Annotated in this window: 21 protein-coding genes and 3 pseudogenes; 17 read left to right on the top strand and 7 right to left on the bottom strand. The window is 55.9% G+C overall.

The window, feature by feature from the left end:
• Positions 1-73: 73 nt before the first annotated feature.
• A complete protein-coding gene (locus ACR0B3_RS16135; protein ID WP_480809993.1) occupies positions 74-256 on the top strand; it encodes a DUF1674 domain-containing protein in 183 nt (60 codons plus the stop codon).
• Here ACR0B3_RS16135 and ACR0B3_RS16130 read toward each other — a convergent pair whose 3' ends face one another.
• Positions 257-1111, bottom strand: a complete 855-nt coding sequence (locus ACR0B3_RS16130; RefSeq protein WP_480809964.1) for a LysR family transcriptional regulator — start codon at positions 1109-1111, stop codon at positions 257-259.
• A gap of 99 nt (positions 1112-1210) precedes the next feature.
• Here ACR0B3_RS16130 and tmpA point away from each other — a divergent pair, with 99 nt between their 5' ends.
• The 3 genes from tmpA (at position 1211) to ACR0B3_RS16115 (ending at position 3883) form a co-directional block, all read left to right on the top strand.
• Positions 1211-2347, top strand: coding sequence for a 2-trimethylaminoethylphosphonate dioxygenase (tmpA, locus tag ACR0B3_RS16125; RefSeq protein WP_480809963.1), 1137 nt, complete (start codon positions 1211-1213; stop codon positions 2345-2347).
• Positions 2344-2934 carry a (R)-1-hydroxy-2-trimethylaminoethylphosphonate oxygenase gene (gene tmpB, locus ACR0B3_RS16120; RefSeq protein ID WP_480809962.1) on the top strand — a complete coding sequence of 197 codons (591 nt, stop codon included), beginning with the start codon at positions 2344-2346 and terminating at the stop codon, positions 2932-2934. The genes tmpA and tmpB overlap by 4 nt, the downstream gene beginning before the upstream one ends.
• 97 nt (positions 2935-3031) lie before the next feature.
• Positions 3032-3883, top strand: a complete 852-nt coding sequence (locus tag ACR0B3_RS16115; protein WP_480809961.1) for a hypothetical protein — start codon at positions 3032-3034, stop codon at positions 3881-3883.
• Positions 3884-3886: 3 nt separating this feature from the next.
• Here ACR0B3_RS16115 and dapB read toward each other — a convergent pair whose 3' ends face one another.
• On the bottom strand, positions 3887-4696 hold the full coding sequence (dapB, locus tag ACR0B3_RS16110) for a 4-hydroxy-tetrahydrodipicolinate reductase (RefSeq protein WP_480809960.1): 810 nt from the start codon (positions 4694-4696) through the stop codon (positions 3887-3889).
• Positions 4697-4787: 91 nt separating this feature from the next.
• Between dapB and rbfA the strand changes: the two genes are divergently transcribed.
• From rbfA to truB, 3 genes are read left to right on the top strand one after another with little or no spacing between them, the layout of a single operon-like run.
• Positions 4788-5183, top strand: a complete 396-nt coding sequence (rbfA, locus tag ACR0B3_RS16105) for a 30S ribosome-binding factor RbfA (protein ID WP_170394676.1) — start codon at positions 4788-4790, stop codon at positions 5181-5183.
• Complete coding sequence (locus tag ACR0B3_RS16100; protein ID WP_480809959.1) at positions 5180-5920, top strand: phosphodiester glycosidase family protein; 741 nt, start codon at positions 5180-5182, stop codon at positions 5918-5920. Before rbfA ends, ACR0B3_RS16100 begins: the two co-directional genes overlap by 4 nt.
• 54 nt (positions 5921-5974) lie before the next feature.
• Positions 5975-6883: a tRNA pseudouridine(55) synthase TruB gene (gene truB / locus ACR0B3_RS16095; RefSeq protein WP_480809958.1), complete on the top strand. Its 909-nt coding sequence runs from the start codon at positions 5975-5977 to the stop codon at positions 6881-6883.
• Between the two features lie 7 nt (positions 6884-6890).
• On the opposite strand, the pseudogene ACR0B3_RS16090 reads toward truB, so the two are convergent.
• A pseudogene (locus ACR0B3_RS16090) lies at positions 6891-8140 on the bottom strand (pyridoxal phosphate-dependent decarboxylase family protein).
• A 298-nt stretch (positions 8141-8438) separates the two neighbouring features.
• Here ACR0B3_RS16090 and ACR0B3_RS16085 point away from each other — a divergent pair.
• Together ACR0B3_RS16085 and ACR0B3_RS16080 are read left to right on the top strand one after the other, a co-directional pair.
• A pseudogene (locus ACR0B3_RS16085) lies at positions 8439-8597 on the top strand (DUF1643 domain-containing protein); the annotation flags it as partial.
• A gap of 90 nt (positions 8598-8687) precedes the next feature.
• Positions 8688-9272, top strand: a complete 585-nt coding sequence (locus tag ACR0B3_RS16080; RefSeq protein WP_480672871.1) for a DUF1643 domain-containing protein — start codon at positions 8688-8690, stop codon at positions 9270-9272.
• A 108-nt stretch (positions 9273-9380) separates the two neighbouring features.
• Here ACR0B3_RS16080 and ACR0B3_RS16075 read toward each other — a convergent pair.
• Together ACR0B3_RS16075 and ACR0B3_RS16070 are read right to left on the bottom strand one after the other, a co-directional pair.
• Positions 9381-9592 (bottom strand): annotated as a pseudogene (locus tag ACR0B3_RS16075) (IS5/IS1182 family transposase); the annotation flags it as partial.
• A 156-nt stretch (positions 9593-9748) separates the two neighbouring features.
• Positions 9749-10006 (bottom strand): helix-turn-helix domain-containing protein, encoded by a 258-nt coding sequence (locus tag ACR0B3_RS16070; protein ID WP_480672873.1) that lies wholly within the window; start codon positions 10004-10006, stop codon positions 9749-9751.
• 87 nt (positions 10007-10093) lie between these two features.
• Here ACR0B3_RS16070 and ACR0B3_RS16065 point away from each other — a divergent pair, with 87 nt between their 5' ends.
• Both ACR0B3_RS16065 and ACR0B3_RS16060 read left to right on the top strand, forming a co-directional pair.
• Positions 10094-10729, top strand: coding sequence for a hypothetical protein (locus tag ACR0B3_RS16065; protein WP_480672875.1), 636 nt, complete (start codon positions 10094-10096; stop codon positions 10727-10729).
• A 29-nt stretch (positions 10730-10758) separates the two neighbouring features.
• A complete protein-coding gene (locus ACR0B3_RS16060) occupies positions 10759-11187 on the top strand; it encodes a helix-turn-helix domain-containing protein (protein ID WP_480672877.1) in 429 nt (142 codons plus the stop codon).
• 209 nt (positions 11188-11396) lie between these two features.
• Here the strand turns inward: ACR0B3_RS16060 and ACR0B3_RS16055 are convergent, their stop codons facing one another.
• Both ACR0B3_RS16055 and ACR0B3_RS16050 read right to left on the bottom strand, forming a co-directional pair.
• Positions 11397-11894, bottom strand: a complete 498-nt coding sequence (locus ACR0B3_RS16055; RefSeq protein WP_480809957.1) for a hypothetical protein — start codon at positions 11892-11894, stop codon at positions 11397-11399.
• Positions 11895-12074, bottom strand: coding sequence for a hypothetical protein (locus tag ACR0B3_RS16050; RefSeq protein ID WP_480768452.1), 180 nt, complete (start codon positions 12072-12074; stop codon positions 11895-11897).
• Between the two features lie 108 nt (positions 12075-12182).
• Between ACR0B3_RS16050 and ACR0B3_RS16045 the strand changes: the two genes are divergently transcribed.
• The 6 genes from ACR0B3_RS16045 to ACR0B3_RS16020 all read left to right on the top strand — a co-directional run bounded on the left by ACR0B3_RS16045 (position 12183) and on the right by ACR0B3_RS16020 (position 22402).
• On the top strand, positions 12183-12809 hold the full coding sequence (locus tag ACR0B3_RS16045) for a hypothetical protein (RefSeq protein WP_480672883.1): 627 nt from the start codon (positions 12183-12185) through the stop codon (positions 12807-12809).
• Between the two features lie 35 nt (positions 12810-12844).
• On the top strand, positions 12845-13204 hold the full coding sequence (locus ACR0B3_RS16040) for a hypothetical protein (protein WP_480809956.1): 360 nt from the start codon (positions 12845-12847) through the stop codon (positions 13202-13204).
• Between the two features lie 1337 nt (positions 13205-14541).
• The gene (locus tag ACR0B3_RS16035; protein ID WP_480809955.1) at positions 14542-15177 is read left to right on the top strand and encodes a helix-turn-helix transcriptional regulator; all 636 of its coding nucleotides are present in this window, start codon (positions 14542-14544) and stop codon (positions 15175-15177) included.
• A 141-nt stretch (positions 15178-15318) separates the two neighbouring features.
• Complete coding sequence (locus ACR0B3_RS16030) at positions 15319-16452, top strand: metallophosphoesterase family protein (RefSeq protein WP_480768450.1); 1134 nt, start codon at positions 15319-15321, stop codon at positions 16450-16452.
• The gene (locus tag ACR0B3_RS16025) at positions 16449-19073 is read left to right on the top strand and encodes an AAA family ATPase (protein WP_480672889.1); all 2625 of its coding nucleotides are present in this window, start codon (positions 16449-16451) and stop codon (positions 19071-19073) included. Before ACR0B3_RS16030 ends, ACR0B3_RS16025 begins: the two co-directional genes overlap by 4 nt.
• Positions 19070-22402, top strand: a complete 3333-nt coding sequence (locus ACR0B3_RS16020; protein WP_480768449.1) for a TM0106 family RecB-like putative nuclease — start codon at positions 19070-19072, stop codon at positions 22400-22402. The genes ACR0B3_RS16025 and ACR0B3_RS16020 overlap by 4 nt, the downstream gene beginning before the upstream one ends.
• Positions 22403-22482 lie beyond the last annotated feature (80 nt).

The raw sequence follows: 22482 nt of genomic DNA, 5'->3' as shown, positions 1-22482 counted from the left end.
TGACCTTTGCCCGCATTGCTTTGGGCGGACGAGGGCGTATATCAAGGCCCTGCACGGAAAGGAACCCGATGTCATGAGTGACGAGCGCAAAGACCTTCCCCCCGCCGCCCAGCGCGCCCTCGCCGAAGCCGAAGAACGCCGAAAGAAGGCCGGGGCTGAGGCAGAAGCGCGCCCCAAAGAATTGGGCGGGCGTGACGGCCCCGATCCCGCCCGCTATGGCGATTGGGAGAAAAAAGGCATCGCCATCGATTTCTGATCAGCCGCGCAGCGCTTGCAGGAAATCATCGACCAAAGCGCGCTGTCGTTTTGAACGCACTCGCTCCTCTGGCCATGTCAGCCAGTAGCCATCCTTTGTTGCAAGTTCGGGCAGATCCAGTCTGCGCAGCTGGCCAGCCTCCAAGCTGCCCGCAGCCAGCGGGAGCGACCCTAACGCGATCCCCATCCCCTGCTGCGCTGCTGTGATGGCGTGACCGACAGAATCGAAACTGATACGGCCTACTGGCAACTCATTGATCCCCGCAATCTGTGCCCAATCTTGCCAGCCCGGGCGCTCACCTCGCAGATCGATCAGCGGCGCGCCCCATTCAACGCCCGGGGCTGCTATCGGTGCCAGCACCTCAGACGCGATGAGTTTGGCTTTTCGGCCTGGCCAGACACCGCGGCCATAGCGGATTTGCAGCCATGTGCGTTCTTCCTCAAGCGAGGCGCGGCGCGTCATGGAATCGGTCATGATGCGCACCTTGGGTTGCATCTTTAGAAACGCAGGCAAAGCGGGCAGAACCAGCGCATGGATATGTGACGAAAGCCCGGCAACGCGAAGCTCACGCGGGGACTTACCAAACAGATCCTCGGTATTGCGCTCCAACGCCTGCAGGCTGTCCTGCACCAAAGGCAGATAGCTTTCACCCTCGATCGTCAGTGACACGCCTCGTGCCTCGCGCACAAAGAGCGACCGGCCCAGCCACGCCTCAAGGTTCCCGATCCGCTGGCTGACGGCCGCCTGTGTCAGCCCAAACTCACGCGCTGCGGCCGAAAACCCACCTAGCCGGCCGGCCGCCTCGAACACGCGCAGCCAATCCAGTGGTGGTAGGCCGACCTTTTTCTTAGCCATAAGATTTTCCAAGCCTCAGCAGAAATAAGGATTAATTGTGGTAATGCCACAAAGCCCGTATCTGCTCAAGCAAAGCCCGCGCTGAACAGGAGTTTCCCCATGCTGCGCTCTGCCACCTATGACCCGTCGATCGTCACCGTCGAATTTGCCAACGGCACCCAAGCCCGCTTTCATGCCATCTGGCTGCGCGACAACGCACTGGACCCCGAGACCCGCGCGCCCGGCAACGGCCAGCGGCTGATCACAATTGGCGATATCCCTGCCGATGTGTCGATTAGCGCAGCAGAGGTCGAGGGCGGTGATCTGCGCATTACCTTCCAGCCAGAAGGAAAATCCGTGACCTTTCCCGCCAACTGGTTGGCCGAACACATCTATGACCGGAACCACGATCAAAAACTTGGTCGCGTCGCAGCGGGCATCACAACCTGGGAACGCGGCATCGTTGCGCCCAGCGGCGACTGGAGCGACGTGCATGCCAATCCTGCGGCCAAGCGCGACTGGCTCGCTGCAGTGGCCGAATACGGCTTTGCCAAACTGACGGGCGGCCCCACCGAGCCTGAATCGCTGCTGAAAGTGGCGGATTTGTTCGGCTATGTGCGCGAGACCAATTATGGCCCCTATTTCGAAGTCCGGACCGAAGTGAACCCAACCAACCTCGCCTATACCGGTCTGGGTCTGCAGGCCCACACCGACAACCCCTACCGCGACCCGGTGCCGACGTTGCAGATCCTATATTGCCTTGAGAATTCCGCCGAAGGTGGGGATTCCATCGTCGTCGACGGTTTCCGCGCTGCAGAACGTCTGCGCGATCAGAACCCCGAGGGCTTCGCGTTGCTGGCAGGCTATCCGGCGCGGTTCGAGTTCAAGGGCTCGGACGGCGTCTGCCTCCAATCGCGTCGGCCCATGATCGAGCTGTCTCCGGATGGTGAATTGATCGGCGTCCGCTTCAACAACCGCTCATCCGCCCCGTTCGTGGATGTGCCGTTCGACAAGATGGAGGCCTATTACGCCGCCTATCGTCAGCTGGGCGAAATCATCGACAATCCTGCAATGGGTGTGTCGTTCAAGCTGGAACCGGGCGAGAGCTTTATCGTCGATAACACCCGCGTCTTGCATGCCCGGCTTGGCTATTCCGGCGCAGGCTCGCGCTGGTTGCAGGGGTGTTATGCCGACAAGGATGGTCTTCTGTCCACCTTGGCGGCGATGCAGATGACACAGCCGGAGGCCGCGGAATGAAACCCGATTTCACGACCCTAAACCGGGACAATATCGTGGCTTTCATCGGTGATATCTTTGACCGTCGAGGGGACGAGGAGTATCTGGGGGAACCCGTCACGATGGCCCAACACATGCTGCAAGGCGCGACAATCGCCGAGCAGAACGGGATGCCCGAAGAAATCATCGTCGGCGCGCTGTTGCATGACATTGGTCACTTCACCTCGGAATTCGGCACCTATCATCCGGATGACACCGAAGACCGCCATCACGAGGATGCGGGTGCCGAGGTGCTGGAGCAATTTTTCCCGTCGGTCATCACCGATTGCTGCCGCTATCATGTGGCGGCAAAACGCTATCTTTGCGCAACCAAGCCGGACTATTTCAATCGTCTATCCGCCGCTTCCGTCCATACACTTGAATTGCAAGGCGGTCCGATGACTACCGATGAGGTCGCCGCGTTCGAAGCCAATCCCAATCTGAAGGAGATCATTCAGGTCAGGTATCTGGACGAGGCAGGAAAGCGCTCCGATATGGAGACACCCGATTTCTCTCACTTTGCCCCGATGGTGCAGCGGATGGTCGACAGACACCTTGTCTCTGGGTGAACGGCCACGCGCGGCAAGATTCAGAATTTCTTAACCCTTCGCGCAAAGTTCTGAGATACTGTTTCCGAGAGTATCAATCGCAATCGGGAGGGTTCTGATGAGACTAAGCCGACGCAAAGCCGTTCAACTCGGGTCCGCCGCCGCGGCGGGAACGCTGATGCCTCGATTGGTTTCGGCACAGAACTCAGGGTTTGAAACCGCGTTCGACACCACACTAACACAGCTGCGCGCGGCCTTCACGGACCTGGGCTTTGCCGAAAGCCAGCCCCTGCCGATCGTCACTGGCAATGCCGACTACAACGGTGGCTTGCGGCACGATTTCGACCAGTCTGTGCTGCCGACAAATGCGTTTATCGTGCAACCTCTGGCCCGCGTCGGTGATGTCGCGGAAAAAGCCCGCCCTGATGTTCTGCCCTTGTTTCACGAGGTCGGTTGCCATCCGGGCGGAGCGGTTAGTGGTCAGGACACAACCCAGCTGATGCTGCGCCTTCTGACCGAGGCATTTGGCCTCGACCCCAGACGCATCGCCTTTGTCAGCGTCCCACAGGCAGATGAGATGCGCCCGGTGCTGGATGCGATGGACCTGCCCTTTGCGGAAAAGGTCTTGCTGCGCGACGAGGCTGAGGCGCTGGCCGCGCGCGACGCCTCGGGCTTTTTCTTTCCCGACCCGTTTGGCGAGGATTATCTGGTGACGATGGGTGTCTATTATCGCATCGGCGATGAGGACGCCCCAGCACCTACCGCCTATCCCCCATCCGCCAATTGGACTGAGGTCGGAGAGATCATCATTGGCGGCGAAGCGGCACCCTTGGGGATTTCAATCGGTGCCGAACGGCTGACCTATGCGCTGACAGGTCAGTTCCCGACATGGGATGAACGGCTGGACGCTCTGTTTGCGAAGGTCAATCAGGACGGCGCAGAGGCCCCTGGTTTGGCTGCATTCCGCTGAACTCTAAAGCCCCAGAACATCCACCATATCATACTGACCGGGTGCTTTGCCCTGCCCCCAAAGTGCTGCTTTCAGAGCCCCACGCGCAAAGATCGCGCGATCGGTTGCCAGATGGCGCAACACGATACGCTCACCGGGCGCGGCGAACAGAACGTCGTGTTCGCCCACGATATCTCCACCGCGAATGGCGTGGAAACCAATGTCACCGCGTTTACGTGCGCCAGTGATGCCATCGCGACCCCGGTCAGCTACGTCTGCCAGCTTGACACCGCGCCCCTCGGCGGCGGCCTCGCCCAGCATCAGCGCCGTGCCCGATGGGGCATCGACCTTGTGGTGGTGGTGGCCTTCGATCACTTCGATATCGAAATCCTCGTCCAGCGCCGCAGCAACCTTCTTGGTCAACTGCACCAGCAGATTCACGCCAAGGCTCATGTTACCCGCCCGGACAATCACCGCATGACGTGAGGCGGGCTCCAGCGCGGCGATCTGTTCATCGCTCATGCCTGTGGTGCCGATCACATGAACGCAGCGCGCCTGCGCGGCAAGTGCAGCAAACTCCAGCGTCGCTTCGGGCGCGGTGAAATCGATCACCGCCTGCGCGTGCGCAAACGCTTCAAGCGGGTCGTCGGTCACGGTCACACCCAGTGCCTGCCCGCCCATTGCCTCGCCGACATCCTGACCGATCCAATCATGTCCTGCGCGCTCAACGACCCCAACCAGACGCGCCTGATCGCTGTCCGTTACGGTCTTGATCAGCATCTGCCCCATACGGCCCGAAGCCCCTGTGATGACGATCCCCGGAATATGGGTCATTGCTTTGTTCCCTTGTTGCAGTCGGCTCAAAGCCTCCTACCCCGTTCGCACCCGCTTGGCAAAGCCCCGCTTTGCGCTTAGATCGAGGTTTATGGCAAAGAACAAATTCCACGATGGCCCCGGCCCGTCCCAACGACAGCTGCGTGTCGGCGAACTGATCCGTCGCACCCTGTCAGAAGTTCTGGCGCGCGGAGATGTCCACGACCCCGACCTGAACCGCATGTCGATCACCGTGGGTGAGGTGCGCACCTCGCCCGATCTGAAGATCGCCACCGCCTATGTGCTGCCTTTGGGCGGCAAAGGGCAGGAGGACGTGATCGACCTGCTGGCCCGCAATAAGGGTGAGCTGCGGCGTGTGATCGGCAAGAAGCTGAACCTGAAATTCTCGCCCGATCTGCGGTTCCGGCTGGACGATACGTTCGACCGTCTGGACGATACCCGTCGCATGTTCAATCAGGACGCGGTGCGCCGCGATCTGGACGAGTGATCCGCACGTTCGTGACGCTGGGTGCGGTCCTGTGGGCTGCACAAGCCTCTGCAGTCACATGCGAGAAGCTGACCCATGAGGATAAGCGCTATACCGTTTGCGAGGTGGATGCCTCGGAAGATTTGCGCCTGTTTCTGAACGACGAAAATGGCGATCTGCTGGGCCATTTTTCGTCGGTGAACGAGGCGCTGGAGCCGCAGGGCAAGCGGCTTGCTTTTGCGATGAACGCGGGGATGTACCATGACAACCGCGCGCCCGTTGGCCATTATGTCGAAGACGGGCAGGAACAGATGCGCGTGATTCCGAATGCTGGGCCGGGCAACTTCGGCCTGCTACCCAATGGCGTGTTCTGTATTCGTGAAACCCGTGCAGATGTGTTTGAGACTTTGGAGTTCGTCGAGCAGGCACCCCAGTGCCGCTTTGCCACGCAATCCGGCCCCATGTTGGTGATCGACGGCGAATTACATCCGCGCTTTCTGCCCGATTCAACCTCGCGCTATATCCGCAACGGTGTCGGTACCAGCACCGATGGCATGCGGGCGGTATTTGCAATTTCCGAAGACTTTGTGACATTCCACGAATTCGGCAGGCTGTTCCGCGATGTGCTTGAGACGCCAAATGCGCTATTTCTCGATGGCAACATCTCGCGAATGTACGAACGCGCCAGCAATCGGTCGGATATCGGGTTTTCGCTGGGTCCCATCGTGGGCGTTGTTGAGGACGTACCGGCAAATTGACAGCGTCGAAGCGATCCGCTAACTCGCGCGCCTCGATAAGATTCAGGATGTAAAATGGGACGCAAACGCAAGGGCCGCGACATTTCAGGCTGGCTGGTAGTGGACAAGCCCGCGGGCATGACCTCGACTGCCGTGGTCAACAAAGTGCGTTGGGCGATGGACGCCAAGAAAGCGGGCCATGCGGGCACGCTGGACCCCGAAGCGACTGGCGTTCTGGCGGTTGCGCTGGGTGAGGCGACCAAGACCGTTCCCTATATCACCGACGCGCTGAAGGCCTACACCTTCACCGTGCGTCTGGGTCAGGCGACCAATACCGACGATGCCGAGGGCGAGGTGATCGCAGAAAGCCATGCGCGCCCTTCAGATGACGATATCAAACAGGCGTTGGGTCCGTTTCTGGGTGAGATCATGCAGGTCCCACCCAAGTTTTCCGCCGTCAAAATCGACGGCCAGCGCGCGTATAAATTAGCCCGCGATGGCGAGGAGGTTGAACTGTCTGCCCGGCCTTTGTGGGTTGAGGAACTGATCCTTGTCGATCGCCCCGACGATGACCATGTCGTGCTGGAAATGACCTGCGGCAAAGGCGGCTATGTCCGCTCCATCGCGCGCGATCTGGGTGAGGCGCTAGGCTGCCACGGTCACGTCAAAGAACTCCGCCGCATCTGGTCTGGCCCGTTCGAAGCCGAAGACGGGCTGAGCATCGAACAGATCGACGAGATGGCGAAAACCACTGCGTTGGACGACCATCTGCATCCGCTGGAAACCGGCCTGTCTGACCTGCCAGAATTAAAGTGCACCCCCGAAGGAGCAACCCGCCTTCGTAACGGAAATCCGGGCATGGTGCTGGTGTCCGACGTGGAATACGGCGACGAGGCCTGGGCCTCGCTGGACGGCAAGGCCGTGGCCGTGGGAATTTACAAGTCGGGCGAATTGCACCCAAGCCGGGTGTTCGTCGCCACCTGATGTCAACTCAGGCAGCAGCCCGCAATTTTTGACCCAGCCGAAGTATCTCGGAAACCAGTAGCTCTAAGTCCTGCTTTCGCGTGCGGTGATTATTGACAGCGACCCGCAGGCAATGTGCACCATGAACTGTGGTGTCAGACAAAACCGCTGTGCCTTCTTCCTGCAGGCACAACATGATTTCTGAGTTTATCGCACGCAGGATTTCGGAGTTTAGCCCACCCGGATCATAGCGGAAACAGACGATGTTGATGTTGGTCGGAAACATCAGCGTTAGGTCATTCTCAGCTTCGATCAGTGACGTGAGATAGTGCGCCTTCTCGATATCCTGATCGATCAGCCTGCCGAATTTCTGAATGCCGTGTTCTCTCAATGACATCCAAACTTTCAGGGCTCGAAAACCGCGTGATGTCTGAATACCGTAATCGTGCAAGAAGGCCGCGCCCGCGACACCACGGGACTGCGGCTCCAGATATTCCGGGGTCAGGGTAAATGTCGCGTGATGGGCATCATGGTTCCGCACGAGGGCACAGCCCACTTCGAACGGGGCATGCAACCATTTATGTGGGTCAAGCGCAACGGAATCTGCGCGCTCAATTCCGGACACGCGCCAACTGTTGTCATGGGCGATTGCAATCAACGCACCTATACAGCCATCGACATGGAACCAAAGACCCTTGTTTCGGCAGAAATCTGCAATCGCCGACAGGTCATCAATGGCACCGGTGTTCACGGTCCCGGCAGTGGCAATAACACAGGCGGGGTCAAAGCCATCTGCGCGACCAAGCGGGCAAGCGCCTCAAGGTCCATGGTCAGATCGTCCCGTGTAGGAACACGCCGCAGCGCCTTGTTGCCGAGACCCAGCGTTTCGAGCGACTTTTGATGGCAGCTGTGCATCTGGTCCGATCCGTAATACCGCATCGGCTTTTCCATGGCGGCAACACCCTCTTCGCGCATATCGATGCCGGATTTCACGTTACGGGCCACCGTCAGCCCGATCATGTTGGCCACACTGCCGCCGCTGACCAATGTTCCACTGGCTCCGTCCGGCAATCCGATCATCTCGCGCAACCAGTCGACGACTTGCCGGTCGATCAGGGCAGCCGCATGGTTTCCGCCCCCTAAGTTCGACCCCTGCACCGCCGCCAGAAAGTCGGCCATCGCGCCTGTGAAGTTGCTCGCGCCCATATACCAGCCCCAAAACCGGGGATGAATATTGCCCATCGGATATTGCATGACCTGAGATTGAACATCACCCATCACATCAGCCAGCGGCATGCCCTGCTGAGGTGCGGGGGCTTCAAACCCGATTCGTATCGCATCTGGCATATCCTGCCAGATCGGCCGATCACGCACGTCGCGGGTATGATCCAACGCCATATCCAACATCTCATGCGCCAGTTTTCGGGTCTGTTCCCAATCTGCCGGATCCAATGTTTCAAATGTCATATCCTGCCCCCCAAGAAAATGTCGATCAAATGACGGCAGGTATAGCACAAGTTAAGGATCACGGCATCGCCCCTTGTAAACTTACTCAATTCCGGCCAAACCCGGCTGCATGATCACCCGAACTCACACAAAGGGCGATGCCCCCTCGACCGCTGTCTATTCGGACTGCGAGAACTATCGCTATAGCCTGACGCGTGTGTGGGGCGAGAGTGGGCGCAAGGCGCTGTTTGTGATGCTGAATCCGTCGACTGCGACCGAGACCGTAAATTATGCACTACAAAGTGTTTTATTATTTGTTTTTCATATTGTTAGAAAGACTACAGTGTAGTCGCATATGTTTTCTTTTCCGGAGGTTGAGATGGCAGATCAGGCAAAAAAGTTCCCAAAGGAAGCGCATACGCTGCACGATCCGGGTGGAAAAGTGCGAATTCGCCTCCCAGACGGGGTTATAGGAAGCGCGACATTTTCCTCCTGTGGGCGATATCGCCAAACGTTAATCCGCGACTGGACACCAGATGGCGCTGAGCCCCGAACCATAATGTTCGTCGGCCAAAATCCGTCAGTCGCCACAGCAGATGTCTCGGACCCAACCTGTGACAGAGAGCTTGGTTTTGCCAGAAGGTGGGGATTTTCGCGCTACGTGAAAACCAACATGCTGGATTGGCGAGCCACCGAGCCCAAGAACGTACCAAATGATCCTGAAATTGCATGCAGTTCAGACAATCTAACAGCAATCCTCAGCGAAGCTGAGAATGCCGAGGAGATTTTATTGGCATATGGAAAACTACACAAGCGGTATGCAGATATCGTCAATAGAACGCTTAACGCCCTTAGGAAAACTGGAAAACCTCTCTCCTGCTTAAAACTGAATAAGGACGGTTCTGCCGGGCATCCGCTATACATAAGTAGTAAAACAGAACGGTTTCCATTTCCGGGCCTTTAGCGGCTCCTTGGGTACAAATACGGCTAAAAGCCGAAAGTGATTTGGAACTCTGGCTGGCCTTGCTGCACTAATCGGGGCGTGACCGAACTTCACATTTCCCAAGCGGATTTATCCGACGGGCCCTCTGACAGGTACACGAAGAACGGTGTAACGTTTGAGAACGGCGACGCAGATCTGGGTTCCCGCAACTTGTCGATCAAAATATCTTGCATCATGGATCGGCCAAGAAGCTTGATACAATTCATCTTGGCCTCGATACGGCTCCGGCGGCGGTATCCACTCCATCGTCGCCAGGTGGCCCAGCCCAAATATCGCGGGGCACTACTACGGCGGCGTCTTTAGAATTGGGCCATTTTTTGAATGAGACAATTTCAGTTTCTTGAATACCGTTATTATTGCATTTAATGCTGGAGATAGACGTGTATCCACCGTGCCAGACAAGGAGCCAACTTGTTTTGGTCTTTTGCGGATAAGTTTTAAAGGTAATGATCGTGCTGCGTGGCAGCTTCGGTAGCTTTTAGAACTTCTTCGGCCTCGACGCCTAAAGCCCTGCAAATAACAATAAGCTCAACGACGTCTATACGGCGTTCTTCGCTTTCTATTCGGGCCACTAAGGATTGCTGGCAATGTAGTCTTTCAGCCAATTGCTCCTGAGACAATCCTGAACGCTTCCTTGCGTCTACAATGGATTGGCACAAAGCTTTGTGCCCACTGCTTCTTATAGTTTTTGACATGACCGCCAAACATTTGTGTGCTTGACGATCCCTAATCTGGATTTTAGATTATCTAAAAAGTAGATAAAATGATCTGGAGCGATACGAGTGCTTGAAGGTGGTTCGTTGAATTTCATAGCCTTGGCGGATTTGGCGGCAAGAAAGGCCCGAGACGAAGTCATCGTTAAGAGCATTCCGCAACCTTTGGCGCGCCGTTTCGTAACGAGCCTTCTCGATCGCCCGTTCCTGCGCCCGCTTTTGGAACTTGAAATCAATGGGTGCACCAGCTTTGAAGGAGCACTTCTATTGGTAGGGCAGGAGCTTGCTCACGCCACGAAATTCCGATGCCGAAGCCAGCAGTTTCGTGGTGAAGAGTGCGAGGCTTTGGAGATATCCCCACTGGGTTGGACAACCTTGGCAGCAGAGCAAGTGGGATTGGAAGAGAACCGTTGGATGCATCTGTTTAGAGAGGCCATTCAGGGGTATGTATGTGTCGATCAAGGAGCTGGGATCTGTATGTCTCGAGCGCTCTACGAAACAGCACTTGAAATCCCAGACCCGGCTTTGCTTGAACGCGTCGTTTTAATTAACAACGGAACTAAACAGTTTCCGCATTTCCGCAGCGGTGCCAATCAAACCGACAAAGGGATTCGGCGGGAGCAGTCCCCATGGTGGAGCACGGATGGGCAAAAGAGGTCATGCGTAGACGTTTTTGACTTAAGCCGGGCGAATGAGGTTTTTTGATTTGACCAATAGCTGAAGCAGAGATTGAGATGCCAGATCAGACCGAAAAGAAGCTCAAACTTGGCATTCTTGACGGACAACTTGGAAATCCTCCTGACTTTATTGATACCCAAGGCACTATTGAAGGCAGACACAATGAAATGGCCGCTGAAGCAGCTGAGATACTCGGTTTGATGATACAGGAAGTACGGCTTCAGCATAAGATGTCAGTCGAAACGCTTGCCGAAAAAGCCGGATTGTCGGCGTTACAAGTAAAGCAGATAGAAGCCGGAGATTTGTGCGTACCAATCGGCGAGACATTTGCAGTTGCCGCTATGCTAAGCGTTCCATTGTATGAGCCCGAAGAGTATGATCCGCGATTTGTCAGCCCGCGGCTGCATGAGCAGAGACAGAAAAATGCTCTTCTACTGCAGCGGGCATTTCAAGTGCGACACAGGGAAGTGGATGACGATTTCTGACACTGCACCATAGTATTGTACGGTGCAGGGCGTGAGAAAGTGTGCCTTTCGAGCTTGGGATATCTACGTTCGCAATACCGCGCCCAAGCTGTTGTTACTCGCAGTCTTTGCATTGCAGATAGCTCGAAAATGCTCAACCCAGAATGCAAGGAAGATGAGCGCTCAGAAGATTGCAGACTTGGCATCCAGAAAGGCTGGTTGGAGCTGTCTCATTTCTTTGTCCCGGCACGCCACGCATAAGCCAAGTCGGCCGCATCTGGTCCAGCGCGGTGCGTCGTGGGTCGGTTCGCTTTAGTTTTGTAAACACGGGCCACGCAGGAGGTGGCTGGATTGCCGTCATCCGAAAATGCGTTCCATACAGCTTGGTCGAAATCCATGATTTGCGGACCGGGCCGTTCGAGCAATCGGTCAAGCCAACGTTGATCATACTCGGGCGCATCTGAGATCAAGCTGTTTTCCCGTGCAATATCCAGAAGCCACTGGCTGACGGCGTCAGCGTCCAATCCGGCGCTGAGAACGCTCAAGTACGGAAGACCGTGAATGGCCTCGGATTTCGGATCCCAATCAGCAGGATCCCAACCTGCTCGCGTGCGTATGAGTCGACTCTTTACAATGACCTTGCTGCCTTCGAGCCATGCCAGCCCAACCTCAATAGGCCAAGATTGGGGGCTGAGCGACGATGCTTCGAAATCAATAAAAATATTCATTTAGTCGGCTACCAGATCTTCGAGAAGGTGATACGGTGCTGTTTCGCGGAACTGCTTGACGAGTTCCGGATCATGCGAATGGTCACGACCGGCAGTATTGAGAAGATGCCGTGCGTACAGGACGCCTATGACTACTGTGCTGGCACCGGCGATGTTGAATGCTGTTTCGATCGCATTCACTTGAAGTCTCCCTGTTTTTTTTGCGGGCGAGCCAGTTCGCGGAAACGCTATGCCTGTGTAGTGTTACCAACTCTATTGTACTATCATTTGCCGCAAAGGGCGTGTGAGATGACAGGGGAACACAAGGGAAACAACGGCGTCAATGAGCGAGTGAAAGCTACGCTTGACGGAAAGTTGTCGCCAGACGATCTCACTGCAGAGGAGCAGGAGGCCTGGGATACGTTTTTCATGGAGAAGGTGACCAATCCTGGGCCGAGAGAGCGAGTTTTTTTTGAAGAGCGGCGGCGGAAGGGCCTTGGCGTCGGTTTCGATGAAGATGGAAACCTGGTGCGTGGGTCAGATCTCGGTGATCAGGTCAAAGCTGCCTTCGATGGACAAATCTCCCCCAGCGATCTGACAGAACAGGAATATGATGTTTGGTTCGATGCGTTCGCGCGCAAGTTGCCAACTCCAACAGTTGAAGCCGAAGAGTTTTTCGCTGAGCTCCGCAGCAAGAGCATTGACCCGGATCTGATTTTTGTTAGCCCGTTGGGCTTTTCTGGGCGAGATGTAATTGAGTATCTCAATCTCAAAATACTGCCTGGGAGTGCAATTGATCGAAACGAGCTTGTCGATATTGTCGAAGATGCGCTGAACCGGTTGCCCGAGAATCTTAGATCGAAATTTGGGCGCAGTACGACCGAGGGTTCGATTGTAGTTTCCGATGCAAGCGGTGTCTGGTTCGATGACAGATAAGAAATGGATCTTTGAAGCGCAGGCTGGTGTTGAAAATGAACACCGACGTCTGGAGGAAAAAGGGCCATTGTTGGAAAGATACCGGCAAGCCTGGTTTGATGAAAACCGTGCTGCATTTTCTGCGCAGTCAGTATGGCATGAGCGAAACGGGCATCCACTTGCTGAGAACCGCGTCAGAGTTCAGAAAGATGAGTTTTCGTGATTTTAACGCGCTGCTTGAAAGCTGCTCGGGTGTTTTCAGTGCCGCGGTCTCTGACGCCACCTTCTTCATCTTCGCTCGATACGTCGGCAATTGCGCGACGATGATACTCGACCGCAGCAAGAATTGCTGCTACGTGAGCATCGTTTCGAGTACCTTTGATCGTTGGAATTCGCAAGCGGGTGAAACTGTGTAAAAAAGCAATTGGCTTCAACCCAAATGGCCAAGTCAAAGGTCAAAATCCCGTCCGTTTCCCGTATCAGTGAAACTGTGCTACTCTGTCGCTATGACACCCGATGAGATGATGAAAGAACTCTTTGAGAAAAAGCCAGGGCTCGAGCAGAGGATTGGTCGTCGGTTGCTCTGGCGGTACCCACTTTTTAAGCTGCAGATGCGCCTCGCGCGCCTCTTCCGGTAGTTGTCCAAAACAGATCCGTTTTTCCATGCCTCGCATGAAACGCGTGTTCCTTCTAAGCAGGACACTGTTTGTTGTTACATGTGCACGCGCAAACTGAGGGTACGTAAGTTTTGGCTCGAGAGTTTGGGCGCTCGGGATGACGGCATTGTATAGGCGTTATGGATCGCCGAGGTCGCAAAAAGTTGCACAAAATCATCTTTCTATGTTCAGGCCGTTCTTATGGAAAATTAGGGAGAAGGGTTCGTTTGTGAATTTCGTAAACCGACTATGTTTTCTCCCTTCGGAGCTCACGAGCGAGATTGGATCGCAAATTTCTTTGGGCAATCAGCGCGAATTTCTTTGGGCTGCTGCACGCAAACTTTCTTAATGATTTTGAGAAGTGACGTAAACGCGTTCGCGGTGTCATACATCTGGCGGTAAGCCTCTCTCAGCTTTGCTTGCTGAGGAGCGTCTGACGACGGTTTTGGAGTATAGTCCGCGCAGCTTTTCCGAGTTCTATCGGGTCTAAATTTGACTCCGCGAGGGATCGCTCAGAGTTTTCGAGTTTTTTGTTCATACGCAGTAACATAGCTCAAACTCAAGAGAATTCATAGACGTCGAAGCAGAGCAAACACTGTCCGAAATACCAGGCATGAACCGTAAATACACAAACTGTGTCAGTGAAACCTCACAGTTCGACAACTATAAGGTGTGCTATCTACTTTGCATGCTCATTGATTGACACCCTCAAGGCTCGATTTAATACTTCTGGAGAGGTTAATTAGTTTCAAAAATCAATGTCCTATTCGAAAGCTACTGATTTGTTGCGCCTTGCGGACTTTGCTGCAGCCCGACACCGAGGCGTTACTCTTCTGGAAATTGAAGATGAGTTTCAAGTTACAAGACGTACTGCGCAACGCATGACGAGTGCCTTAGAGCAAGCGTTTCCCTTCGCTGTTGAAATCTTGATCGATCCAGACCGTACAAAGAGATGGGCTCTTCTTGAATCTCCATTGGCCCGGCTGAAGATGCACGGGGACGAAGAGCTGGAAGCTCTCGACTACGCAATGGAAAGGTTGTCAGAGAGCGGTGATTTACGCCAAAGGAATGCTCTTGCTGCGCTCCGAGACCGATTGATGGCAGCGCTACCGGCGCGTGAGGCACGTCGTCTGGAAGCTGATGCCGAGTGGATGCTGGAAGCCTACGGTGTGGCGGCCCGGCCAGGCCCGGCGACGCAGATTTCCAAAGAGGTTAGCAAAACCATTTCAGATGCCATTCGAGGGCCCTACCTGTTGCGCTTTTCCTACAAAGACACGGTGCGCTTGGTTGAACCGCATGGCGTCCTTCTCGGTGCCCGTCGATACTTGGTGGCGAAAAGCCCGGGCAACCAAACCATGAAGCATTTCCGCCTCGACTTGATCTACGCGGTTGAAGTCATCGAAGAGTTTTTCGAACGCGATCCGAATTTCGATCTCAACGACCACGCAGCCCATGCATTCGGATCATTTCAGAGCGTCGATGAATATGGCCCGGTTCATTGGAGGTTCACTCCCTATGCCGCCCAACGTGCAGCGGAATGGCATTTCCATCCAGCCCAGCTGACTGAGTTCCAAGAAGATGGGTCACTTGACGTTCGATTTGTTGCTTCTGGCTGGTTGGAAATGGCTTGGCATCTATACCAGTGGGGAGACAGTGTAGAAGTCCTCCACCCTCCGCAATTGGCCAATCTGGTGAAGGGATTTCAACGCGACGATTTCAACGCACTACCCTAAGCATGTTCACATTACGTTCCCAGTCTCAAGAATTTTTTCCGCTCACTCACCACAGACCATGACAGATTTTGACACCCACGCATGAAAAGTTGGCCTCAACAGCCCTCGCTGGGTTTCCGTTCGCCATGAAAGGCTTGCACGATGACAGGAATTCGGTTCCTCCACACCTCTGACCTCCATCTGGGCAAGCCCTACGGACGGTTTGATGAGGATGTCGCCGCAGATCTACGCCAAGCACGCGCCGAGATCATTCCTGCATTGATCGAGGCAGCGGATGCACACGGCGTAGAGCACATCCTTCTTGCGGGGGACACATTCGACCAGGAAACCCCTTCGCCTCGCCTTATACGCCAAACCATTACGGCTATGGCGGAGGCGAAACAGCTGAACTGGTGGATTATTCCGGGTAACCACGACAGTCTGACTGCGGATCTGATCTGGCAAACTTTCAGGGAACATGCCCCGGAAAACGTGCACGTATTGCGCGACGATGCGCCCGTCGCCATTTCGGATTGTGCCTATCTCTTGCCCGCCCCCTGCCCGCGCGTTGCACCGGGTTACGACCTGACTGAGGCCATGGAGCACAAAACCACGCCAGAGGGAGCTTTCCGCATCGGCCTTGCCCACGGCGGTGTCGTTGATTTCCGTCCTGACGAGCCAAGCGCGGAAACCATCCCCCCGAACCGCGCGGAACGGGCCAAACTGGATTACCTGGCACTTGGTGATTGGCATGGCGCCCTGGAGATCACGCCTCGCACACATTATTCGGGAGCACCGGAACGGGACCGTTTCAAGCACACTGGACCCGGCACCTGCCTTTTGGTCTCGATCGCCTCAAAAGGCAGTGCTCCCGAGGCCGTGAGAATTCCCTTGGGAAAATATGACTGGCAGGAACTGGAATTGCCTCTGTCGCCCGGGCTTGATGCGGTATCCAATCTCATGGCACTCCTGCCTGACGATGGCAGCAAATGGCGCAACACTCTCGTCAAGTTGCGCCTTCAGGGGTACGTCCACCTTGATCAGAGGATGGCTCTGATGGAGCAACTCCGAAGGATCGCTCCGGAATTCTGCCATTTCGAATGGCATGACCATCAGCTTCACACCGAATACCAACCCGATGATCTGGACCAGATCGCCCGAGGCGGAGCTTTGCGCATCGCTGCAGAGGCCCTGAAGGAAGAAGCTGACGACGCCGATCTGGCCCGTTCGGACAGGGACATCGCCGACGCGGCACTGACGCGGCTGTACAGCCTTGTGAAGGAGGCCGCGCAATGAAACTCCTGTCGATACGCATGAATAACGTCCGCCGCTTCACAAAGCCCGTGGAAGTTTTGGACATTGGCCCGGGACTTAATGTGCTCACCGCACCAAATGAACAGGGTAAGTCGACCCTTTTCGACGCCCTGCACGCTTTGTTTTTCTTCGAGGCAAAATCCTGGAAGCAGAAGGAGGCAGCCAGCCTTGCTCCACATGCAGGTGGAAACCCTGAGATCGCTGCAGACATCGATGTAGACGGGAAAGCCTACCGCATTTCGAAGGTTTTCTCGTCGAAGAAGGGTCAACAACAGGTAAAGGTTCATCGGGATGGTCATCTGTTCAAACAGGCCGAAGACGCTGAAGAGTGGATCCGCACCCTGATCAAACCACCCAAGGATGGTGGCCCGGCGGGATTGCTTTGGGTGCGCCAAGGGGTAACGTCACTCCATTCCGGCAAGGACGATGACACCCTGGCTGCGCGGCGCGATCTGCTGTCCTCCGTTGCAGGCGAAATCGAAGACATCACCGGTGGTCGCCAGATGGAGAAGATTCGTGCCACGTTGAAGAACGACCTTGAGGCCTATCTGACAAAATCGGGTGCCACTAAAAAAAATGGCCCCCTTTGGGAAGCGGAGCAGACCGTCGCAAATCTGGATGAACAGATGGCGGATTTGCGGGGCAAGGTCGAACACCTGCGCGCCAAGCTGGTGGAACGTCGCGAATTGCAGGACGACAAATCCGAGCTTGCTGATCCCGTTGCCATAAAAGAAAGAGTAGATGCGTTGGATACTGCCAGGGCATCACTGCAAGCTGCCGTGGCCTATCGGGAAAATCAGGCGAAGGCCGATGAAGCCCACCAAACAGCTCAGCTTGTGCTGGATTCCCATCAGGGCCGGATCAGAACGGCCGAAAAGCAGTTGTCAGAATTCCGCGAAGCGAAGAAGGCATTGGATGAACTCCAGAAGGGCGTTTCCGACGCCGAGGACCAGCTTGGTGAGACAACAAGGGGCTTGGAAAAGGCCAAGAACGCAGAGCAGGAGGCACGGAAAAACCAACTCTCCGCAGAAGAAATCCGTGACGCAGCACACGCAGCAGAAGCCAACCGAAAAGGGGCAGAACGCCGCCAGGAGTTGGCAAAGCGCCTGGAAGACGCCCAACGTGATTCCTCTGAAGCCGCAGCAGCCAGAAAAACAATCGGCAGTTCGCCTGATGCACGCCAGATGGAACGGCTGGAAGAGGCTTGGCAGGAGCTCGAGCTTTTGAAGCGTGCCCGTGAAGCCTCGGCCGCTGCCATCACTTTAACCGCGGATGCAGATCAACAGGATCGGGTGACCTTGGACGGCGATCCATTGAAACCCGGCCATCGCGTGGCCCTACCGGACGGAGGCGACATCGCTATCGCCGGAGTTGGGTCCATCCGTGTGCACCCTGCTGAACAACGTGACAATGCCGCCCTGCACGGGGCACAGGCAGAGTTCGACGCGGCCCTCGACGCGACCGGATGCTCGACACTGCAGGCAGCCCGAAAGTCTGAAAAAGAGCGAAAATCGGCTGAAACCGCCTTGCGAGATGCAAACGCGAAACTGAAGATCGCAGCACCTGATGGGATGCAGGCCCTGATGGACGAGATTGCAACCTTGCCAGAAACCGTGGCGGAAGATGCATCCATTCCCTCCGCATCGGACGCAGACGCAACCTTTCGATCCGCAAGAGATAACCACAACCAACTCTTGGCTGATTTGGAAGGGGTACGCGCCGATCATGAAGCAAAAAACGGTGATGCCCGGGAACTTAGGGCCCGTCGAGACGAAGCACAAAGCCGGGTCGATCGAGCGACAAGCACCGTCGGAGATCCGGTCAAAACAGACCGTGAGTTGGCGGCACTGCGAGAAGAATCACCTGTGCTTGAGGAAACCCTGGAGAAGACCAAACAACGCGTTCAGGAGCTCGCTGCAGATGCCCCAGATCTTTCGCTCGCCCAAGCCGGGGCGACACGCGCGCAAAATGTGGTCGATCAGGCCGACAAACGCTCGAGGGAGGTCAACATTCAACTGGCAAAGCTCGAGACTGAAATCTCGATCGAAGCGGATCTATCTGTCGAGGAAAAACTTCGGGAAGTCGAAGGAAAACTGGAAACTGCCCGATCCCATGCCGAACAGGTACAGGCCGAAGTGAAGGTACTTCAACGGCTCGATGCGGCACTATCCGAGGCCCAGAAACTGGCGCATGACGCCTATATCGGCCCGATCCGCAATGAACTGCGCCCGCTCTTGAGCATGGTTTTGCCCGGCGCTGAATTGACCCTGGACGCCGACAGTGTGCTGCCGACCGGGCTGTCTCGTCCAGAGGGCGAGGATAGTTACGATCAGTTGTCCGGCGGCACCCAGGAGCAGATCGCATTGTTGGTGCGACTTGCCTTTGCGCGTCTTCTGACGAAATCCGGAACACCTGCTCCAATCATCTTGGATGATGCAATCGTCTATACCGATGACGACCGGATCGAGCGCATGTTCAATGCCCTGACCCAGCAAGCTGGTGACATGCAAATTATTGTTCTGTCGTGTCGCCAGAAAGTGTTCCGCGGCTTGGGCGGCCAAACACTCACGATCCGGCAGACAACATCGGAGGTCAACGCATGAAACGTGACAACGGCGCTCTTCGGCTTTCGGCCTCGGATCTGATGCAGTACATGGCCTGCCCACACGCGACGAAACTGGATTTGCTGCGCCTGGACGGTATGGGCCCCAAGGAAGTCGAGGACAGCGAAGATGCCGCATTGCTGCAGAAACGCGGCGACGCCCATGAGAGGGCTTATCTGGCCACTTTGAAGGATCGGGGAAAGTCTGTCGGCGAAATCGACACAGACGGCGTCTCTTTCGCCCAGTCAGTCGCCAAAACCCTGGAGGCGCTTCAAGAAGGGCCCGAGATCATTTTTCAGGCGGCCCTCGAAGGAGGTATGTGGGGCGGCTATTCCGATTTTCTGGAGCAGGTCGAACGCCCGTCAAAACTCGGTGCCTATTCATACGAAGTGGCTGATACCAAACTAAAGCGGAAACCAGCCCCCGGGCATGTGCTGCAGCTGGTTCTCTACTCCGACCTTTTGGAACAGATCCAAGGCCTGGCACCTGAACACGCCCATGTCGTGCTGGGAAGCGGTGACAGGTTCACCTTTCGCCTGACCGAATACGCGGCCTATGCTCGAGGAGCGCGGGCTCGTCTCGAAGAGTTCGTGTCCGACCCATCTGCAACGCGTCCGATCCCTTGTGCGACCTGTGATCTATGCCGCTGGCGCGAGCATTGTGCAGATACCTGGCGCGACGAAGACAGCCTCTTCGAGGTGGCTGGCATCAGCAAGGCTCAAGTCGCAAAGCTCGAGGCGCGCGGGATTTCAACCCTACATGCCCTGTCCGCGTTCGACGGGACGGTGCCTCGCTTGGCTCCGGAAACTCTTGGCAAACTGAAAGCGCAAGCGCGGTTGCAGCAGGCTCGCAAGTCCGGCCCACCGACCCATGAAATTCGCCCGTATCAGACGGGCAAAGGATTTGACCTATTACCGCGTCCTGCCAAGGGAGACCTTTTCTACGATATTGAAGGGGATCCGCACTACGAAGAAGCCGGAGCGGATGGTCTGGAGTACCTGCACGGAATCTGGGACGGGGAGAATTTCACGGCTTTCTGGTCTCATGATCGGGCCCAAGAAAAGCAGGCCCTTATAGACCTGTTTACCTTCTTCGAAGAGCGCATCAGTCGAAATCCGAATGCCCGCATCTATCACTATGCACCTTACGAGATCACGGCCCTTCGCCGCCTGACGACACAGCATGGCGTAGGGGAAGCTCAATTGGACGGTTGGCTTAGGGAACACAGATTCATTGATCTCTACAGCGTTGTCCGTGGTGGTGTGGTCGCTTCGGAACGATCCTATTCGATCAAGTATCTCGAAGCCTTCTATGATATTGAACGCGAGGGAGAAGTGACCACCGCCGGCGGATCTGTTGTGGCCTACGAGAACTGGCGTGAAGTCGGGGGACAGGAAATCCTCGACGAGATCGAGGTTTACAATCGCATCGACTGTGTCTCGACCGAAAGGCTGCGCGACTGGCTCCTCTCAATTCGACCGGATGATTTGGAAACCTGGCATGATCTCGTCGAGCCCGACCCCGAGAAAGTCCAGGTCCAAGAAGAAGCCGCGCAGCAATTGAAAGACATGCTGGAGGCCTCGGACCTGCCTCAAGAACGTCGTCAATTGCTCTACGATCTTGGTATTTTTCATTGGCGTGAAGGGAAGCCCGCTGCATGGGCGGTATTCGACGCAGCTCAGAAATCATTTGAAGAGCTTTGCGACGACTTGGATTGCCTGGCAGGACTGCGCGCCATCAGGCCACAGGAAGTCGACAAGCGGTCATGGGCCCGTGAATACAGCTATCCCCCTCAGGAAACCAAACTTCGTGCAGGAAAGGGCGCGGTTATGATGCTGGCCGACGGCCAAACCGTCGCGCTTTCCATCAAGAGCATCGACAGGACAAGGCGCCGGATTACACTGCGGCTTGGCCAGTCAAAAGGCGTCGACCTTCCTGAACGGCTGAGTCTCCTACCGGACTTTGCCATCAACGCTCGACCGATCCCCGAAGCAATCGCCGCAGTGGCGAACGACCAGTGCGGAGCCAGGGCAAACCGCGCCGCGGACGACCTCCTGTCCAGGAATCCACCCCAATTTCTTAACGGCTTTGCGTTGCAAGACGAACCGGACGGAGATCCCGTGGAGAACCTGAAAAACGCGGTACGAGCCATGGACGAGACCGTATTACCGGTCCAGGGCCCTCCTGGTACGGGCAAGACCTATGTGACCGCCCGGGCCATCTTGTCGCTTGTCAGGGACGGAAAGCGAGTCGGTGTCGCCTCAAACAGCCATGCAGCAATCCGAAATGTTCTGATGGGCTGTGTCGATGCGTTGGAGGACGACGATTTGGACATCACTTTAGAAGATGTGGAAATTGCGCACAAAGAAGGTCAGGGTATGGACCCGTTGCCCGACGGGTACGATTCCATCGCTGCAATCAAGGGCAATCAGGATCGGCGCCTGACTGGCTCGCATGTGGTTGGCGGAACCGCCTGGCTCTTTTCTCGCTCGGAATTGGCCGACACTTTCGACTACTTGTTTGTCGACGAAGCTGGCCAGGTATCTTTGGCAAACCTGATAGGCATGTCAAACGCCGCGCGAAACTTGGTTCTGATCGGTGACCCCCGCCAGCTTCCCCAGGTTGTTCAAGGCTCACATCCTCCACCAGCAGATCTTTCGTGCCTGGACTGGATGCTCGGTGAACATGCAATTGTGCCCTTGGACAGAGGAATTTTCCTATCCACGACACGACGGATGCACCCAGACCTGTGTGCCTACATTTCTGAACAGTTCTATGAAGGCAGGCTTCATTCCCATGAATGCACCGAGAACCAACAGATAGTGGCGGCAGCCATTCCGAAGACCGGTGCATGGATGGTCCCTGTTGAACATGACGGTTGTACTCAGGAATGCCCGGCGGAAGTCGATGCGATCGTTCAAACTGTCGAAACATTGCTGAGTGGAACATGGCGCGACAAGGAAGGGAACGAGCGAGGTTTACGCCCCAACGACATCATCGTCGTTGCCCCCTATAACGCGCAGGTAAACGCCTTGTCCGACGCCCTACCGGGCATCCGCGTGGGCACCGTTGATCGCTTCCAAGGACAGGAGGCACCGGTAGCCCTGGTCTCAATGACGGCATCATCCGCCGAAGAAACGACTCGCGGCCTCGAGTTTCTGCTCTCCAGGGAGAGGTTGAATGTTGCTGTGTCACGTGGCCAGGCTCTCAGCTTTGTCTTCGCTTCGCCTCGTCTTACGTCAACACCCTGCGCAACTGTGGAGCAAATGCGACTGGTAAATACCCTGTGCGCCTTGCCTCGCTGGCCTCTTGAGGGAGCCGCCTCATGAGGAACATGCCGACGGACCTGAACTTTCAAGAATTGAATGACAAACAGCGCAAGTCTCGTGTTGGGTGTTCAGGTCGTTTT

This window comes from Ruegeria sp. CE9 (assembly GCF_056537425.1).
Note: the sequence above shows the minus strand (reverse complement) of the source record. Positions and strands in the feature narration are given on the sequence as shown.

Excerpts from the sequence above, each read along its gene's own strand:
- ACR0B3_RS16055 (WP_480809957.1), bottom strand. The coding sequence starts at position 11,894 with ATGAATATTTTTATTGATTTCGAAGCATCGTCGCTCAGCCCCCAATCT.
- tmpB (WP_480809962.1), top strand. The coding sequence starts at position 2,344 with ATGAAACCCGATTTCACGACCCTAAACCGGGACAATATCGTGGCTTTC.
- ACR0B3_RS16040 (WP_480809956.1), top strand. The coding sequence starts at position 12,845 with ATGAACACCGACGTCTGGAGGAAAAAGGGCCATTGTTGGAAAGATACC.
- ACR0B3_RS16020 (WP_480768449.1), top strand. The coding sequence starts at position 19,070 with ATGAAACGTGACAACGGCGCTCTTCGGCTTTCGGCCTCGGATCTGATG.
- ACR0B3_RS16030 (WP_480768450.1), top strand. The coding sequence starts at position 15,319 with ATGACAGGAATTCGGTTCCTCCACACCTCTGACCTCCATCTGGGCAAG.
- ACR0B3_RS16080 (WP_480672871.1), top strand. The coding sequence starts at position 8,688 with ATGGCAGATCAGGCAAAAAAGTTCCCAAAGGAAGCGCATACGCTGCAC.
- ACR0B3_RS16060 (WP_480672877.1), top strand. The coding sequence starts at position 10,759 with ATGCCAGATCAGACCGAAAAGAAGCTCAAACTTGGCATTCTTGACGGA.
- ACR0B3_RS16130 (WP_480809964.1), bottom strand. The coding sequence starts at position 1,111 with ATGGCTAAGAAAAAGGTCGGCCTACCACCACTGGATTGGCTGCGCGTG.
- ACR0B3_RS16035 (WP_480809955.1), top strand. The coding sequence starts at position 14,542 with ATGGCAGCGCTACCGGCGCGTGAGGCACGTCGTCTGGAAGCTGATGCC.
- truB (WP_480809958.1), top strand. The coding sequence starts at position 5,975 with ATGGGACGCAAACGCAAGGGCCGCGACATTTCAGGCTGGCTGGTAGTG.
- rbfA (WP_170394676.1), top strand. The coding sequence starts at position 4,788 with ATGGCAAAGAACAAATTCCACGATGGCCCCGGCCCGTCCCAACGACAG.
- ACR0B3_RS16045 (WP_480672883.1), top strand. The coding sequence starts at position 12,183 with ATGACAGGGGAACACAAGGGAAACAACGGCGTCAATGAGCGAGTGAAA.
- ACR0B3_RS16070 (WP_480672873.1), bottom strand. The coding sequence starts at position 10,006 with ATGTCAAAAACTATAAGAAGCAGTGGGCACAAAGCTTTGTGCCAATCC.
- ACR0B3_RS16135 (WP_480809993.1), top strand. The coding sequence starts at position 74 with ATGAGTGACGAGCGCAAAGACCTTCCCCCCGCCGCCCAGCGCGCCCTC.
- dapB (WP_480809960.1), bottom strand. The coding sequence starts at position 4,696 with ATGACCCATATTCCGGGGATCGTCATCACAGGGGCTTCGGGCCGTATG.
- ACR0B3_RS16025 (WP_480672889.1), top strand. The coding sequence starts at position 16,449 with ATGAAACTCCTGTCGATACGCATGAATAACGTCCGCCGCTTCACAAAG.
- tmpA (WP_480809963.1), top strand. The coding sequence starts at position 1,211 with ATGCTGCGCTCTGCCACCTATGACCCGTCGATCGTCACCGTCGAATTT.
- ACR0B3_RS16115 (WP_480809961.1), top strand. The coding sequence starts at position 3,032 with ATGAGACTAAGCCGACGCAAAGCCGTTCAACTCGGGTCCGCCGCCGCG.